The sequence below is a fragment of the Allostigmatella hybrida genome, from assembly GCF_020103775.1.
Lineage (GTDB): Bacteria > Myxococcota > Myxococcia > Myxococcales > Myxococcaceae > Hyalangium > Hyalangium aurantiaca.
This window is the reverse complement of the sequence record NZ_JAHXBH010000017.1, coordinates 22720-38053: the sequence shown is the minus strand read 5'-3', so window position 1 is coordinate 38053 and position 15334 is coordinate 22720. Positions and strand designations below refer to the sequence as shown.

The window sequence follows — 15334 nt, the reverse complement described above, 5'->3', positions numbered from 1 at the left end:
GACGGACGCTCAGCGCCCGGCTTCCACCAGGGCGCACACTTCCTCGGCGCAGCCCCAGGACAGGGTGACGCCGGCGCCCCCGTGGCCGTAGTTGTGGACCACCCAGCGGTCCGCGCGCTGCTCGGCTTCGAGGCGCACCGAGGGGCGCCCCGGCCGCAGGCCGATCTTGTGCTCCACGACGTTCAACGGGGTGCCTTCGGGCAGCAGCCGCCGGCAGCGCGCGAGGATGCTCTCGGCCTGTGAGGCACTGGGCGCGAGGGAGTCCACGCCCATCTCGGCCGTTCCCCCGAGGATGCAGTCCGTGGCGCGAGGGATGACGTAGGCCATGCCTCGTGTCTCGCTGTCGTCGAGCAGGAACTGGCCCGTGGGGGAAGGGGACACGCGCAGCACGTCGCCCCGGATGGGAACGAGCGCCTCATCACCCACGAGGGCCCGCGCGCCCAGGCCCGTGCAGTTGACCACGGTGGGCGCCACGCTCCAGGCCTCCTCCAGGGCATGGACTTCGCGCTGGAGCAGGTGGCCGCCCAGGGCCCGGAAGCGCTCCTGGAGGAAGGGCAGGTAGCGCGGCATCTCGATGACAGGAACTTCGAAGGCGTAGCCCTCGGTGTAGCCCGGCGGCAGCTCGCCGGGAGTGGCCCTGCGGAAGCCGGGCACGCTGGGAGCCCACCACGGATCTCTCACCGGCTCGGTGAAGACCTCGGTCCCGCGAACCAGGTGGACGCCGGTTTCCGGCCGGTCCGCGAGCGTGCGCAGCACCTCCAGGGTGCGCTGCCCCCACCGCAGGACGCGCTCCTTCGGCGAGGCGAGGTAGGGGTACCAGATGGCGGCGGCGACGTCCGACGTGGTGTGGGGCGACAGCTCGCGCGCCCAGAGCTGCACGGCGTGTCCTGCCTCCCGTAAACGGATGGCGCAGGAGAGCCCCGACACGCCCCCTCCCAAGACGACGATGCCCATGCCGGACTCCTTCAGCGGGCGCGGCGTTCCTCGCGGCGCCGGCGCTCGGCCTCTCCCGCGCTCTCCGGCGGCACCAGGGCCGCAGGCCCCCGGCCGATGAGATCCTTGCGCCCCGCGAGCTCCAGCGCCTCCCGGGCCATGGGCCAGTGCTCGGGGTTCCAGTAGAGCAAGAGCGCCTTCTGAAGACGTTTTTCCCGCAGGCCCCGGGCCGTGTAGACGGGCTCCATCTTCAGCGGATCAATGCCCGTGTAATACATGGTGGTGGCCACGGCCATGGGCGTGGGGATGAAGTCCTGGACCTGGCGGGGCCGCTTGCCGTTCTTCTTCAGCCACAGCGCCAGGTCCACCATGTCCTCCAGCGACGAGCCGGGGTGGCCGCTGATGAAGTAGGGGATGTCGTACTGCTCCTTGCCCGCCTCCTCGCTGGCACACGCGAACATCGTCTGGAAGCGCTCGAAGCTCTCGATGCCGGGCTTCTTCATCTTCTCCAGCACCCGGGGGGACACATGCTCGGGGGCCACGGAGAGCTGGCCCCCCACGTGGTGCGCGGCCAGCTCCTTCACGTACTCGGGAGAGCGTTCGGCCAGATCGTACCGCACGCCGCTGGCGATGAAGACGTGCTTGATGCCCTCCTCCTGGCGCACCTCACGCATCAGATCGATGAGCGGCCCATGGTCCGTCTGGAGGTTCTCGCAGACGCCCGGGTGGACACACGACAGCTTGCGGCACCGCTTCTCGATGTCCTCGCTCTTGCACTTGAGCTTGTACATGTTGGCGGTGGGGCCCCCCAGGTCCGTGATGGTGCCCCGGAAGTCGCCCATGCGGCGCAGGGCGCGCACCTCGCGCAGCACGCTCTCGGCGGAGCGGCTCTGGATGACGCGGCCCTCGTGCTCGGTGATGGAGCAGAAGGTGCACCCGCCGAAGCAGCCGCGCATCAGCACCACCGAGTGCTTCACCGTCTCGTAAGCCGGGATGCCCTCGTTCTTGTACATCGGGTGCGGCACGCGGTTGAACGGCAAGTCGTACATCTCGTCCATGGCCACCGGGCTGGGGCCGGTGCCCACCCCGTCCTCCAGGGGCAGCGCGGGCGGATTCATGAAGATGGCGCGGTTGCCGTGGCGCTGGGCCACGGGGCGCGCGTTGCCCGGGTTGGTCTCCATCTGGAAGTCGCGCGTCATCACCGCGAAGGCGCGCTTGTCGGCCAGCACCTCCTCGAAGGAGGGGAGGATGACCGTCTTGCGGTCCGCGGCGCGCTTGGCGGGGTCCGCCTCGTGCAGCTTCATCTCCGCGTCGTTGATGAGGTACGCGCTGCCGCGCACGTCGCGGATCTGCTCGATGGACTCCCCGCGGTTCATGCGGTCGGCCACCTCCCACACGGGGCGCTCGCCCATACCGAAGATGAGCAGGTCCGCCTTGGCGTCGAAGAGGATGGAGCGGCGCAGCTTGTCGCTCCAGTAGTCGTAGTGCGCGATGCGGCGCAGCGAGGCCTCGATGCCGCCCAGGATGATGGGCACATCCGGGTAGGCCTCGCGGCAGCGCTGGCCGTAGACGATGGTGGCCCGGTCTGGGCGGCAGTTCGTCCGGCCGCCGGGGCTGTACTGGTCCTCCGAGCGGTTCTTCTTCTGCGCGGTGAGCCGGTTCAGCATCGAGTCGAGGTTGCCGGCCGCCACGCCGAAGAAGAGGCGGGGCTTGCCGAGGACCTTGAAGGGCTCGGCCGAGTGCCAGTCAGGTTGGGGGATGATGCCTACCTTGAACCCTCGCCCTTCGAGGAAGCGGGCGATGAGCACGGGGCCGAAGGCCGGGTGGTCCACATAGGCGTCGCCGCTGACGATGATGATGTCGAGCTGCTCCCAGCCCCGGGCCTGCATGTCGGCGCGGGTGGTGGGCAGGAACGGGTGGGCGTATCGGGCAGGGAAGGCCATGGCGTAGGGGTCTCCCCTAGTCGGGAAGGCAGGGGGGAGGCAACTCCCGCTGTAACACGAGGCCTTCCCGGAAGATGCCGGGCCACCTCACCCGATGCGGAAAGGACAGCGTCCACTGTCGAGAGGGGACGTGCGGCACAAAGCAGACCCGCACGCTTGCAAGCACGTCCGGCACTCCGTCATCATCTGGAGACGAAAATGCCCGCCCCTCTCCCTCCCACGATGCCTGGACGCCCGATTGTAGGCTCCGGCCCGGAGGCGGCCGCCGATCCGCTCGGGTTTTACACGCGCGCACAGCGCGAGCTCGGCGATGTGGTCCGCTTCCAGGCAATTGCCGGAATCTCCTGGTACATGGTCGCGCACCCGGAAGGGATCGAGCATGTGCTGCGTTCCCGCCAAAAGAATTATCGCAAGGCCGAGCGTTTCACGGGGCCGGTCAGCGCGCTCGCTGGCAACGGGCTGGTGGTCGCGGAAGGAGAGTCCTGGCTGCGAAACCGCCGATTGATGCAGCCGGTCTTTCACCGGAAGAGCATCGCGCAGCTCGGCCGCGTGATGGCAAATGCCATCGATGCCGATGCGCAGCGGTGGGAGCGCTTGTCGCGGGAAGGCGCTACCGTCGAGCTGAGCCGGGAAATGCTGCGCGTCACCCTGCGCATCGTCAGTACGACGCTGTTTTCCAGCGACATCAGCAGCGAAACGGATCGCATCGGCAATGCGGTCAAAGAAGCGCTGGCATTCGTCGGGCGGCGGACGGCCGCTTCGTTCTCCCTCCCTTTGTGGGTCCCGACGCCGTCCAACCGCCGCTTTTGGGGCCAGCGGCGGAGCATGGACGAGATGGTCTTCCGCATCATTCGCGAGCGGCGTGCGGCAGCAGGGCAGGAGCAGATCGGCGATCTGCTCGACATGCTGCTGAGCGCGCAGGATGCGGAAACCGGGGAGCGAATGTCCGACCAGCAGGTGCGCGATGAGGTGTTCACGCTGCTCATCGCCGGGCATGAAACCACAGCCGCCTCGCTCAGCTGGGCCTGGATCCTCCTTGGGCGGAACCCTGCCGTGCTGGAGGCACTTCAGGAAGAGCTCGACCGCGTGCTCGGCGGCCGTACACCGTCCTTCGAGGACCTCCCGAACCTCCCGTACACGGGGGCGGTTTTCGATGAAGTGCTGCGGCTTTATCCACCCGCGTGGGGAATGCCGCGAGTGGCTGTCGAGGATGACGAGATCGGCGGATACAGAATCCCGGCCGGAGCGATGATCTTGCTGCCCCAGTGGGTGACGCAGCGAAATCCACAGCTGTGGGACCAACCCGAGCGGTTCGACCCGTCACGCTGGCTGGACGGGCGCCGGGCAAAACAGCACGAATTTGCGTGCTTTCCGTTCGGCGGCGGAGCACGCCAGTGCATCGGGGTTCACTTCGCCCTGACGGAGGCGCAGATGGTGCTGGCGACGCTTGCACAGCGGTTCACGCTGGAGCTGCTGACCAACGACCTGGCGGCTGATCCGACATTCGCCCTCAGGCCGCGTGATGAGATGCCGGCGCGCGTGCAGCTTCGGGCATCTACACGTCAGTCGATGAGGGCGGGATAGATGAGCTGCCGCAGCTGGGAGCGGATGGGGTAGGCGCTGGAGGGCATCAACTGGGTCATGAACACGACGCTCAGGCCCTCGGCGGGGTCCACCCAGAACGCGGTGCTCGCCATGCCGCCCCAATGGTACTCGCCGGGGCTCGTGAGGGTGCGGTGGGCGACGGGGTCTGTCACGACGCCAAAGCCCAGCCCGAATCCCACCCCATCGAACCGCGTCTCGGCGAAGAGCGGCCGGCCAAAGGTGGCGAGGTCCGCGCCGCCCGGCAGGTGGTTGCGGGTCATGTACGCCACGGTCCTCGGCGAGAGCAGCCGCACGCCATCGAGCGCCCCCCCGTTCAGCAGCATCCACGTGAAGCGCGTGTAGTCCCGCACTGTCGAGACCAGGCCGCCTCCGCCTGACAGCCAGGAGGGGCGGCTCATCGCGGCCTTGCCGATGGCCTCGATGCGCACCGGCGCGGGGCGCCCCGGAGACACGCCGTACAGCGCGGCCAGCCGGGCGTGCTGCTCCGGAGGGCATCCGAAAGCGGTGTCCGTCATCCCCAGGGGCTTGAAGATGCGCTCGGCGAAGAAGGCATCGAGGCTCTGGCCCGAGATGACCTCGACGAGCCGCCCCAGCACGTCCGTGGCCACCGAGTAGTTCCACTCCGCGCCGGGCTGGAACGTGAGCGGAAGCTCGGCCCAGGCGCGGACGCACGCGGCGAGGTCCATCCCCTCGGGCACGCCGGCCTCGAAGCCCCGAAGCCGGTAAATCTCATCGGTGACGTTCACCCGGTGGAAGCCATAGGTGAGCCCCGCGGTATGGGTCAGCAGGTGCCATACGCGGATGGGCTCAATGGCGGGCACGGTGACGGGCTTGGCCGCGTTGCCGCCGGTGTACACGCGCGGCGCGGCGAACTCGGGCAGCCACCGGCTGACGGGATCCAACAGCTCGAAGGCCCCTTCCTCCCACAGCATCATCGCCGCGACGGAGGTGATGGGCTTCGTCATGGAGTAGATGCGCCAGACCGTGTCCACATCGACGGGCCGGTTCGCCTCCTTGTCGGCGAGGCCGTACGAGGCCAGGTGGGCGACCTTGCCGTGCCGGGAGACCATGACCTGGCAGCCCGTGAGCCGCCCGTCATCGACGTACCGCCGCAGGTGCGCATCCAGGCGGCGGAGCTGTGCCGCATTCAGACCGGCTTCGCCCGGTTCCACATCGATGCCGAAGGGCGCCATGCTGGGAGTCCTCGTGGTGAAGTCCCTCGGACTTACACCGGAACGGAGGAGCTTTCAGCCCGATCCTCTTTTGTTTTTCGTCCTCACCGGCGACGAGGAAGGCGTCCCACACCGGCGGACGCGCGCCTTCCTCGGCCTGGCAGCTACTGCGTGGCGATCACCGCCCCCAGGCGGCGAATCCCCTCCCGGATGAACTCGGGGGCCCGGTTGGAGTAGTTCAGGCGCATGAACTCCCGGCGCGGCTGGGCGGCGAAGAAGCTGGTGCCGGGGACGAAGGCGACCTTCTTGTCGAGCGCCTTGGGGAAGAGCTCCTCCGAGTTCATGCCCTGCGGCAGCTCCACCCAGACGAACATGCCGCCATCCGGCTGGGTCCAGCGGGTGCCCGGGGGCATGTTCTCCTTCAGCGCGTCGAGCATCACCAGGCACCGCTCCCCGTACTGGACGCGGAGCCGGGCCAGGTGGCCGGTGTAGTCGAACCGGTTGAGCAGCATGAAGGTGGCCCGCTGGGCCAGCGTGGCGGTGTGCAGGTCCGAGGCCTGCTTGGCGATGGTGAGGCTGCGGATGATCTCCCGGGGGCCCACCACCCAGCCAATGCGCAGGCCGGGGGCGAGCGTCTTGGAGAACGTGCCCAACTGGATGACGACGCCCTCGGTGTCCAGCGACGCCAGCGACGGCAGGGCCTCGCCCCGGAAGCGCAGCTCGCCGTACGGGTCATCCTCGAGGATGAGCACGCGGTGGCGCTGGGCGAGCCGCAGCAGCGCATGACGGCGCTCGAGCGACAGGGTGGTGCCCTTCGGGTTGTGGAAGTTGGGGACGATGTAGATGAGCTTGGGGCGGCGCTCGATGAGGATGCGCTCCAGGCCATCCACGCACATGCCGTCATCGTCGCTGTCCGCGACGGCGAAGGAGGCCTCGTACCCGCTGAAGGTCTGCAGGGCCGCCAGGTAGCTGGGGTTCTCCACCACCACCACATCGCCCGGATCCAGCAGCACCTTGGCCGTCAGCTCGATGCCCTGCTGCGAGCCGCAGGTGATGAGCACCTGGTCCGGGGTGGCGCGCACGCCCCCCTTGGCCAGGTGGGAGCAGATCCACTCCCGGAGGGGCGCGAAGCCCTCGGTGGTGCTGTACTGCAGCGCGGCCGCGCCCTCGGACGTGAACACCTCGGCATGGGCCTGGGCGATGGCGTCCAGGGGAAACAGCTCCGGCGCGGGCAGCCCGCCCGCGAAGGAGAGGATGTCGGGACGCTCGGCCACCTTCAGGATTTCGCGCACGGCGGACGCCTTGAGCTGCGTCATGCGGTGGGCCAGGGGGATCCCCGCCTTGGGGCGGGCCAGGGGAGAAGGGGAGGAAATCACAGGCGGTCTCCTTTCAGCGTCGGCGAGGGGGAGACGTACGTCTCCTCCTTGATAGATGAGAGAACAATGGTGGTGTGAGTGCGGGTCACCCCGTCGATGAGCCGCAGGGTCTCGACGAGCAGGGAGTCGAGCGTCTTCGTGTTCGTGGTACGCACCTTGAGGACGTAGGAGTCCTGCCCGGCGACCCGGTGGGCCTCGAGCACTTCCGGCATGGACAGCACCTTCCGGGCGAACCCCTCGAAGTACTTCGGGTGCTCGATGCTCACGCCAATGAAGGCGGTGATGTCCTTGCCGAGCCGTGAGGCATCGACCCGCGCTGAATAGCCGGTGATGACGCCCCGCTCCTCGAGCTTGCGGATGCGCTCGGCCACCGCGGGCTGCGACAGCCCCACGGCCCGGGAGAGCTCCAGCTGGGTGGCCCGTCCTTCTCGCTGGAGCAGGTCAATGATTCGAGAATCAAGGTCGTCCATCGCCTTTGACCTTATTTTTATAAGTGCCCGAGGTGAACTACGAATAAGGTATATTTGCTGGGCAAAACTTTCAAGTGGCAGGAAGTGCCAGGCCTCCGGAAGGAAAATGGGACGGCCCCCAGGTGCGACGGGGCGTGGGGCTACTCGAAACGGCCGTGGCGGCCCGCGCCCTGGGTGAAGCGCTGGGCACCCTTCACGGCCTCGGTCTCCAGCACCTGGCGGCCCCGCTCGAACTCCCGCTGCAGGGCGGTCTCCAGGGGAAGCCCCGCCTGCTCATACGCCGAGTGACGGTCAGCGAGCAGGCAGGCCTGGGGGAAGGCGGAGATCTCGCGGGCCAGCGCCTCGGCCGCCTCGCGCGCGGTGCCCCGGGGGACCACGCGGTTGACGAGCCCCATGGCGAGCGCTTCCGGGGCGGACACCGGGCGGCCGGTGAGGATGAGATCCAAGGCGCGCGACAGGCCGATGAGCCGTGGCAGCCGGACCGTCCCGCCATCAATGAGGGGCACCCCCCAGCGGCGGCAGAAAACGCCCAGGACGGCGTCCTCCTCCGCCACGCGCAAGTCACACCAGAGCGCCAGCTCCAGGCCCCCGGCGACCGCATGGCCCGAGAGGGCGGCGATGACGGGCTTGCCGAGCCTCATGCGCGAGGGGCCCATGGGGCCCTCCCCATCCGGGGCCAGCCGGTTCATCCGGCCTTCGGCCACCGCCTTGAGGTCGGCGCCGGCACAGAAGGTGCCCCCCTCGCCCCACAGCACCCCCACCTGCGCGTGGGGATCCTGCTCGAAGGCGTGGAAGGCGTCCGCCAGAGCGTGCGCGGTGGGGCCGTCCACGGCATTGCGGACCTCGGGACGGTGAAGAACGACGGTGGTGAGGGGGCCGTTCTTCTCGACGCGGACGCTCATGGGGGGCGCAGCCTGGCACGAGCGCTGGCCCCCGGGGAACGTCCAGGTGCGAGGACTACCCGCCCAGGGCGCCGTTGAGCAGCGGCGCAAGCAGGCTCATGCCGGGATCCTCGGCGTTGTAGCCGTTGGGCGGCTCGTAGATGCGCACGCGCTGATTGTCGTTGATGAAGCGCTTCAGGAACGTGTCCATCGTCACGAACTCGCTGTAGCACTTGTAGCTCTGCACGAACGGCCACTCGAGGTACTCCCACGGGTAGCGCTTCTTCTCCATCTTCTGGCAGGCGTGGGCGCCCACGAAGGTGATGATGGTGCTGCAGTGGCTGGCGTTGATGGGACGCTCGTAGGGGATGAAGTAGCTGAAGTTGGGGTAGAGGTTCAGCTCGGCCACGAGCCGGTCCTGGTCCTTCTTCCAGTGGCTCAGCACCGACTCCTTGTCATTGGGCGTGTGGAAGCGCTCGTACGAGAAGCGCGAGTAGTTGTAGTCGCGCAGGTAGCCGGTGTAGGCGAGCTGATCGTTCGGGAACTCCCGGGCCACCATGCGGTTGATGGTGCCGAAGTCGCCCTGGCTGAAGGAGGCCGGCAGCTGGGCGAACACGGAGTTGAGGTTCCACGACTGGCGGATCTGATCGTGCAGCGCCCGCGAGTCGAAGGTGATGTTCGGCGCCAGGTGGATGGGGCCCGAGTCGTTCAGCAGGTAGCCCTTGGCCGGGTTGACGGAGCGGCGGATGAAGTAATACGCGGACGAGGTGGCCGCCCCGCCGGCGCTGTAGCCGGTGACGAGCAGCTTCTGCACGCTGGGGAACTGGCTGCGCGTGTAGTTGGCCACGGCCAGGGTGTTGGTGTAGCCCGAGTGGTGCCAGGTCAGCGGTGGGTTCGCCCCGGTCTGGTCCGTGTAGGTGGCGGCGTTGTTGCCCACGTGCACGTCACCCGTGCAGTACGGCAGGTAGACGATGTTCCAACCCTTGGTGACCAGGTCCGTCCGGGAACGGCCGGGCAGGCCGGGGTCCGCGCCGTTCACGAGCGGCGAGACGTACTTCGCGGTGATTTGCTGCATGTAGTCATCCGGGATGCCGTTCGGATTGGCGGCGCCCAGCACGCCGGCGCGGCCGCTACAGGTGTCGTAGTCCCAGCACGCGCCGCCACCCTCGAGCATGAACAGCACGTTGGGCGAGCCCGTCTTGTGGACGAAGAACTTGTACTGCGAGCCATTGCCGCACTTCGTTCCTGGCAATTCCACCTTCTGCCAGGGGTAGTTGTTTCCGCCATCGACGACGACATCGATGATGGCGGGGAGGATCGCTTCACCGCGGGCAAGGCCCGGGGAGAGCGCAAGGGCCAACAGGCCCAGGAGAACATGGCGTTTCATGACAGACCACTCCGGTTTGGGGAGAATTCCAGGCTATCCCGTGAAGGCGAAAGGGGATAGGGGTTGTTCATGTGTCAGCAGGAGATGCGGCCGAGATGGGCGTGAATGTTTCTAGGAAATCATTGCCGCGGCGCGTCGCGGCCGTGGCCCTTTTCCTGGTCCTGGGTGTGAGCCTTTGGCTGTGGCTCGCGGCCCCGCGGGAGACGCCCGGTGCCACCGCGCCCGCGCCCGCGCCTGCTGGCCAGGCGTCCCTGCCCCCGCCGGCGTCAGCACCCGCGTCAAAGCCTCCGGAGCCAGCGGCGCCCGCCCAGAGCCTCATGGCCGAGCCCGCGGAAGCGCCCGCCGCGGGCTACCCGGTCAACATGGAGACCTTGAGGTCCCGGATTCCGGACAACCTGTACTGGACGACCGCCGCGCCCACGAAGGATCCGCGGGAGCTCCAGGCGCGCGCCGAACAGGAGCGGCGCCAGAACACCCTCTTCGGGAAGATCCAGGCGGGCGATGCCACGGAGGAGGAGATCCACCAGTACTACGACTTCCGCCGCAAGCTCTCGGAGGACTACCTCGTGTTCGCCGGCATGCTGCTGAGCGAGTACGGGAGCCAGCTTCCCGAGCGCGACGAGGGGGTGCTCGAGCTGAGCGTGCAGATGCACCGGGGACGGCTGAAAGAACTGCCCCGGCAGCGCGAGGAGGCCCTCGCGCGCCGGGAGCTTCAGGAGCGGCGCCGGGAGGAGTGGCGCCGCCAGGGGGGGGGGAAGGCCGCGCCCCCCTGAAGGGCTCACGGGATGCTGTAGCCGCCGTCCAGCCCGTCATCGCCCGCGGGCACCTGCTCGGCCACGGGCACCTGCACCTTGCAGCTGCTGCTCGTGGCGTTGCCCGCGCGGTCCTTCACCGTGAAGTGCAGGGTGTAGACGCGGCCGTTGCCGGCCGTGTTGCGCTCGGCCCGGACCAGGGCGGACGCCTTGCCGGTGATGCGCATGTCGTTCGTGGTGTTTCCGTCCGCCTCGCCCGTCGCATCCTCCGGCTCGTCGCTGGTGACGGAGGTGAGGGTTCCCTGGGACTGGAGGTCCGTCCAGTACTCGCACGCGTCGGTCGCCTGGGCGCAGTCGCTGAGCCGCACCGTGCGCAGGTCCCCCGTGGCCGGCCACAGGGTGACGAGCTTGGGCGCCACGGCCGGGCCCTGCTTGTCCTCCACCACCACCGTGCGCGTCAGCGGCGTGGCCCAGTTGGATGAGGAATCCTTCACCGAGTAGGTGAGCGTGTAGGTGCCCACCGTGCGGGGCTGGACCCATCCCTGCTTGACGACGGAGGCGGTGACGTCGCCGTAGCACGCATCCTGGGCGGTGACGCCGGGGTCCACGAACGTGTTGCCGCACGCGGCGGTCATCTCCGCGGGTCCCTGGAGGGTCAGGGTGGGGGCCAGGGTGTCCTCCACCGTCACCTTGCGGACGGCGCTCACCACGTGCCACTGCGAGTCCATGGCCATGTACTGCACCGAGTAGGTGCCCTCGGCGGACACGTTGGGGCCCGGCCCGTAGTCGTCCGGATCCTGGCTGCCCGGAATGCCGTCCATGTCGTCGTCACCGGAGTTGAACGTGCGGATGTCCAGCGCGTTGCCGCACATGTCCGTGGCGGAGGCGCCGGGATCATTCCAGGCATCCACGCCGCACTGGAGCTTCATGTGGCCCTCGCCGTTGAGCACCAGGGCGGTCTCCGCCGGGGCCGTGCCCCGCAGCACCGTCACCGTGGCCTGGCACGAGGAGGACAGGCCCGCCGCGTCCTTGCAGGTGAGCGTCACCGAGGTTGCGCCCGGCATGTACGGCCCGCCCGGCGTCTGGACGCAGGTGACGGTGTCCCCCGGGTCGGGATCATACGAGCCATGGTTCACCGAGCCATTCACCGGCCCGCAGGCGCCGCCCAGCGTGAGGTTCTGGCAGAGGGCCACCGGGGGCTGGTTGGCCGGCGCCGGAGAGAGCCACGTCCGCTGACCGGTCCCGGACAGCGAGCCCACGGAGGCGGAGATGGTGTCGTCACCCGGCAGGGTGCCCGTGTAACAGAAGACATTCTGCCCCTCGCCGTCGGTGTTGCCGAACCCGGCGAGCGCGTGCACGCCGCTCACCGTCCAGTCCACGCGCACCCCCGTGACGGGCTGTGAGTATTGATCCATCAGGATCGCCGTGAGGCAGTGCTTCTCCTGGAGGGGACCCTGGCTGTCCGGCGGGGTGACGGTGAGGCTGGCGGCCACGGCGACGGGCGCCAGCGACATGCCTCCGGCGTAGCCGTAGGAATCATAGTCGTCGAACCCATACATGAAGGCGCCGAAGGGGAGCTCCGACGCCATCTGGTGCGCGCCGTTGCCCACCGTGAGCTGGGCACCCGAGAAGCCGCTCACCCCGATGACGGTGAACTCGCCCTCGGGGACGGGGACTCCGTCGAGTTGAAAGCTTTTGACGGCCGCCGAGGGGACCACCACGTTGATGAAGTTGTTCTGGAAGCCGCCCGGGGGCGCGGTCACCGTGTAGTTCGCCAGGAATTGCTCATAGGGTGGAATGAGCATCATGAACGGGTCGGACGTCACCCCGTCATAGCTGGAGCTGTTCGAGTACTGGGCCACGAGAATGGGCTCGGTGGCGGAGATATGCGCCATACCCTGGATGATCTGCTGGTGGACCTGGCCCCGGCCGAGGGTGGCCACCACCGCGCCGTTGACGCTCACCTGGGTGCCGTTCTTGGCCGCCACGAAGCGGAAGGTGTCCCCGTTGTTGCGGCTCTTGAGCGGCACGGTCGCGAAGCTCTTGCCCCAGGTCGTCGTGGGGGGGAGCTGCTCGACGAGGTGGTCACACGCATACGTGTCCCCATCGGGGATGTTGGCGCACTCGTGACCGCCAAACACGGCGATGGGGTGGTTGGACTGGATGGAGGAGCCGGAGAGGTCCGCCTGGTCCGACTGGGTGCTCCGCAGTTGATACGTCTGCCCCCGGCTCAGGGCGATGGAGTAGGGCACCGCCTCCTGCCGGGAGCCGGCCTTGGCGGAGGGGGTGATGGTGACGACCGTGCCGTCCTCGGTGGCCACCAGGCCGAACTGCGTGCCGTTGACGACCCCGGTGTTCTTGAACCCGAGCGCCAGGTAGTCCCGGCCCAGGATGTCCGTGGGCAGGCCCAGGAACGCGTCCGTGGAAGCCTTGACGCGGTTCAGCCCGTAGACGGCGATCTCCTGGCCGGCCGTGATGTGGATGCCCTTGTTCTCCACCAGATCCGAGGTGGTGAGCTGCGCCGTGCCGGGCAGGGTCACGGGGGTGGCCTGGCCCGGGACGACCGCGAAGTCCCGCGAGAAGCCAGCCCCGGGAATCTCCACCTTGCCCGTGGTGGCCTGCTCACCGGTGATGAAGATCGTCAGCGTGGGGGTGGAGTAGCCATAGTTGCCGGGGAAGGCCAACCAGAAATCCTTGCCACGGCTGTCCATGCTGGAGGGCGCTGTCAGGGATTGCCAGCGCGGCGCGGGGGCCTCGGACGGCAGGGGCTCCTCCCGGCTCACCTCATTGCCGCAGCCCATCAGCCACCCAAAGACAAACAACGGCCACAAGCGCGGCTTCGACTCTTGAATTCTCATAATTCGGCTCCCCCCGGTACGGCTAACCTTCTCAACGTGTTTCAACTCGCGGGGGAACTATAGGAGTGAAAGCAGGCTTGTCTCGCTGGCAGGAGACCCAGGATGACCAGTTTGCGGCAAAAAAAGGAGTATCCGTTAATATGAGGACTCGGAGAAATTCCGGCGAGAACAGTGAGTCCTTCGAAACCGGTTTTCGCTCCAAAGCGATGACGGACGGACGGTTGAGCCGGGGCGCTCGAGCACTCTCTTGACACCCCCTCCACGCCCGGGACCTGGAGGGGGCCGTCCGCGCCGATCTTCCCGGGGGCAGGGTTGCCCGGGAACTCCAGCCGTCATGTTTTCTCCTCGCGCGGCGGCGCGGGCGCGTGGCGGGGGACATGCCACGCAACCCCCCTACCGCCCTGTCACACCCAAGACAAGGCAGGCATTGGAATCCGCGCGAGGAAGAAAAAGGGTTTAGCGCTGGCCCGAGGTATCCGGGCGCTCTTCAGCGATCAACGGGACGTAACACTTGCCCTTGTACTCGTAGCCCGCTTCGCGGCAGGGCAGCTCCAAATCCAGACGGACCCAGCAGGCGCCGTTGATCTCCACTTCGCCTCGCGGCCGGCAGGGCGGCCGCTTCTGGCCCTTCAGGGCGCGGGAGGGCATGTCATAGGCCACGACGGGGACCTCCGAAGGCGCCGGCGTGAGCGGGAAGAAGCGGGCCGCATCGGCCGCCGCCCGGGCCATGCCCACCTTCAGCGACTCCTCGGGCCGTGCCTTCAGCGGGAAGGTCCCGGGCGTCTGGGGCGCCTCCTGCATCGAGAAGTAGATCAACGCGTAGGCGGCCACGGCGGCGAAGGCCGGGGTAAGCCGTGCCAGCTCCCGCCAGCGCGAGGGGGCCGCGCGCACGGTGGAGGGCAGGACATGGGTCCGCACCGGCTCATGGATGACGAAGGGGACATCCGCCTCGGGGCCCGCGTTCGCCGCGGCGGCCTCCAGCGCCTGGGCCAGCTCCTCCGTGCTGCCGCGCCGCCAGGGCGACTCCGACAGCATCCGCTCGATGAGCGCCGAGAGCTCCGGAAGCACGTTCGGGTTGAGCGTGTGGGCCGAAGGCCGGGCCGTCTTCTCGAGCGGCGAGGGGGGATACACCCCGGTGACCATCCGGTAGGCGGTGACGCCCAGGGCATAGACATCGTCCGCGGCGCTGGCCTCGTAGGGGGTGATGTTGCGCCACGGCGAGCGTTGATGCTTCAGGGCCTGCGGGCTCCGGTAGGGGCGCGTGCCGGGGGCCAGAGGGCCCTCGGTGAGGGGAGGGGCGCCAGGGTACGTCCCGCACCCGAAATCGACGAGGGTCAGCCGCCCCCCGGGGCCCACGAGCGCGTTGTCGCCCTTCACGTCCCGGTGCAGGCATCCCGCCTCGTGGGTGGCCTGGAGGGCACGGCCCAGCCGCGCGAGGATTTGAAGGACCTGGCGCCCGGTGGGGTGCGTCGAGCGGGCCCACTGGTAGAGGGGCACGCCGTCGGCCCAGTCCATGACGAGGTACGGATAGGACTTCTCCCAGGGGCCGCCCACCCATTGGCCGGACTCCACCATGCGCGGCACGGAGGGGTGCTGGATGCGGCGCAGGAGTTCCGCCTCGCGTTCGAAGCGTTTGTCCCCGGGGTAGAGCGCCAGCTTGAGGGCCACGGGGGACTGTCCGTTTCGCACGGCACGGTAAACGGCCCCGTAGGTGCCGCAGCCGGCGCGGTCCAGCAAACGCCAGGTGTCGATTGCGGTGTCGGGCCAGAGAGCATCGGGGGGAAGGGGGGGCTGTTGCACGGCGGAACCTCGCTTGAGCAGGAGAGGTGAGGGGTTGGACAGAGTCCAGGTTACCCATGAGGTAGGCCGGAGTCCACTGGCTTGCGGGGAAACGCTTTCCTGACTGGAAAATCAAGGAGTTGCTGCTCCCCCCTCGGCTCTGTGAGAGTCTGCGGCC

The 15334-nt window shown here is 68.3% G+C and carries 11 protein-coding genes; 2 read left to right on the top strand and 9 right to left on the bottom strand.

Translation table 11 applies throughout. From position 1 onward, the window contains the following. Positions 1-9 precede the first annotated feature (9 nt). Entirely contained in the window at positions 10-954 is a 945-nt protein-coding gene (locus KY661_RS23425; protein WP_225412337.1) for an FAD-dependent oxidoreductase, read from the bottom strand. Positions 955-965: 11 nt separating this feature from the next. Beyond that, positions 966-2876, bottom strand: coding sequence for a YgiQ family radical SAM protein (locus KY661_RS23420; protein ID WP_075004836.1), 1911 nt, complete (start codon positions 2874-2876; stop codon positions 966-968). A 198-nt stretch (positions 2877-3074) separates the two neighbouring features. Here KY661_RS23420 and KY661_RS23415 point away from each other — a divergent pair, with 198 nt between their 5' ends. Next, a complete protein-coding gene (locus tag KY661_RS23415) occupies positions 3075-4460 on the top strand; it encodes a cytochrome P450 (RefSeq protein WP_225412336.1) in 1386 nt (461 codons plus the stop codon). Here the strand turns inward: KY661_RS23415 and KY661_RS23410 are convergent. The 5 genes from KY661_RS23410 to KY661_RS23390 all read right to left on the bottom strand — a co-directional run bounded on the left by KY661_RS23410 (position 4439) and on the right by KY661_RS23390 (position 9767). Beyond that, entirely contained in the window at positions 4439-5674 is a 1236-nt protein-coding gene (locus KY661_RS23410) for a serine hydrolase domain-containing protein (RefSeq protein WP_225412335.1), read from the bottom strand. The two genes, KY661_RS23415 and KY661_RS23410, sit on opposite strands and share 22 nt — an antisense overlap. A gap of 143 nt (positions 5675-5817) precedes the next feature. Next, positions 5818-6969, bottom strand: a complete 1152-nt coding sequence (locus tag KY661_RS23405) for an aminotransferase-like domain-containing protein (protein ID WP_225412437.1) — start codon at positions 6967-6969, stop codon at positions 5818-5820. Positions 6970-7025: 56 nt separating this feature from the next. After that, complete coding sequence (locus KY661_RS23400; RefSeq protein WP_075004839.1) at positions 7026-7499, bottom strand: Lrp/AsnC family transcriptional regulator; 474 nt, start codon at positions 7497-7499, stop codon at positions 7026-7028. Between the two features lie 140 nt (positions 7500-7639). After that, on the bottom strand, positions 7640-8401 hold the full coding sequence (locus KY661_RS23395; RefSeq protein WP_225412334.1) for a crotonase/enoyl-CoA hydratase family protein: 762 nt from the start codon (positions 8399-8401) through the stop codon (positions 7640-7642). 55 nt (positions 8402-8456) lie between these two features. Next, positions 8457-9767: a pectinacetylesterase family protein gene (locus KY661_RS23390; protein ID WP_225412333.1), complete on the bottom strand. Its 1311-nt coding sequence runs from the start codon at positions 9765-9767 to the stop codon at positions 8457-8459. A gap of 167 nt (positions 9768-9934) precedes the next feature. Between KY661_RS23390 and KY661_RS23385 the strand changes: the two genes are divergently transcribed. Continuing rightward, the gene (locus tag KY661_RS23385) at positions 9935-10540 is read left to right on the top strand and encodes a hypothetical protein (protein ID WP_225412332.1); all 606 of its coding nucleotides are present in this window, start codon (positions 9935-9937) and stop codon (positions 10538-10540) included. A 5-nt stretch (positions 10541-10545) separates the two neighbouring features. Here the strand turns inward: KY661_RS23385 and KY661_RS23380 are convergent, their stop codons facing one another. Together KY661_RS23380 and KY661_RS23375 are read right to left on the bottom strand one after the other, a co-directional pair. After that, complete coding sequence (locus tag KY661_RS23380) at positions 10546-13377, bottom strand: immunoglobulin-like domain-containing protein (protein ID WP_225412331.1); 2832 nt, start codon at positions 13375-13377, stop codon at positions 10546-10548. Positions 13378-13833: 456 nt separating this feature from the next. Beyond that, positions 13834-15177, bottom strand: a complete 1344-nt coding sequence (locus tag KY661_RS23375; protein ID WP_225412330.1) for a serine/threonine-protein kinase — start codon at positions 15175-15177, stop codon at positions 13834-13836. Between the last annotated feature and the right edge of the window lie 157 nt (positions 15178-15334).

Coding starts and splice junctions, on each gene's coding strand:
- KY661_RS23425 (WP_225412337.1), bottom strand. CDS start 954: ATGGGCATCGTCGTCTTGGGAGGGGGCGTGTCGGGGCTCTCCTGCGCC.
- KY661_RS23420 (WP_075004836.1), bottom strand. CDS start 2,876: ATGGCCTTCCCTGCCCGATACGCCCACCCGTTCCTGCCCACCACCCGC.
- KY661_RS23415 (WP_225412336.1), top strand. CDS start 3,075: ATGCCCGCCCCTCTCCCTCCCACGATGCCTGGACGCCCGATTGTAGGC.
- KY661_RS23410 (WP_225412335.1), bottom strand. CDS start 5,674: ATGGCGCCCTTCGGCATCGATGTGGAACCGGGCGAAGCCGGTCTGAAT.
- KY661_RS23405 (WP_225412437.1), bottom strand. CDS start 6,969: ATGACGCAGCTCAAGGCGTCCGCCGTGCGCGAAATCCTGAAGGTGGCC.
- KY661_RS23400 (WP_075004839.1), bottom strand. CDS start 7,499: ATGGACGACCTTGATTCTCGAATCATTGACCTGCTCCAGCGAGAAGGA.
- KY661_RS23395 (WP_225412334.1), bottom strand. CDS start 8,401: ATGAGCGTCCGCGTCGAGAAGAACGGCCCCCTCACCACCGTCGTTCTT.
- KY661_RS23390 (WP_225412333.1), bottom strand. CDS start 9,767: ATGAAACGCCATGTTCTCCTGGGCCTGTTGGCCCTTGCGCTCTCCCCG.
- KY661_RS23380 (WP_225412331.1), bottom strand. CDS start 13,377: ATGAGAATTCAAGAGTCGAAGCCGCGCTTGTGGCCGTTGTTTGTCTTT.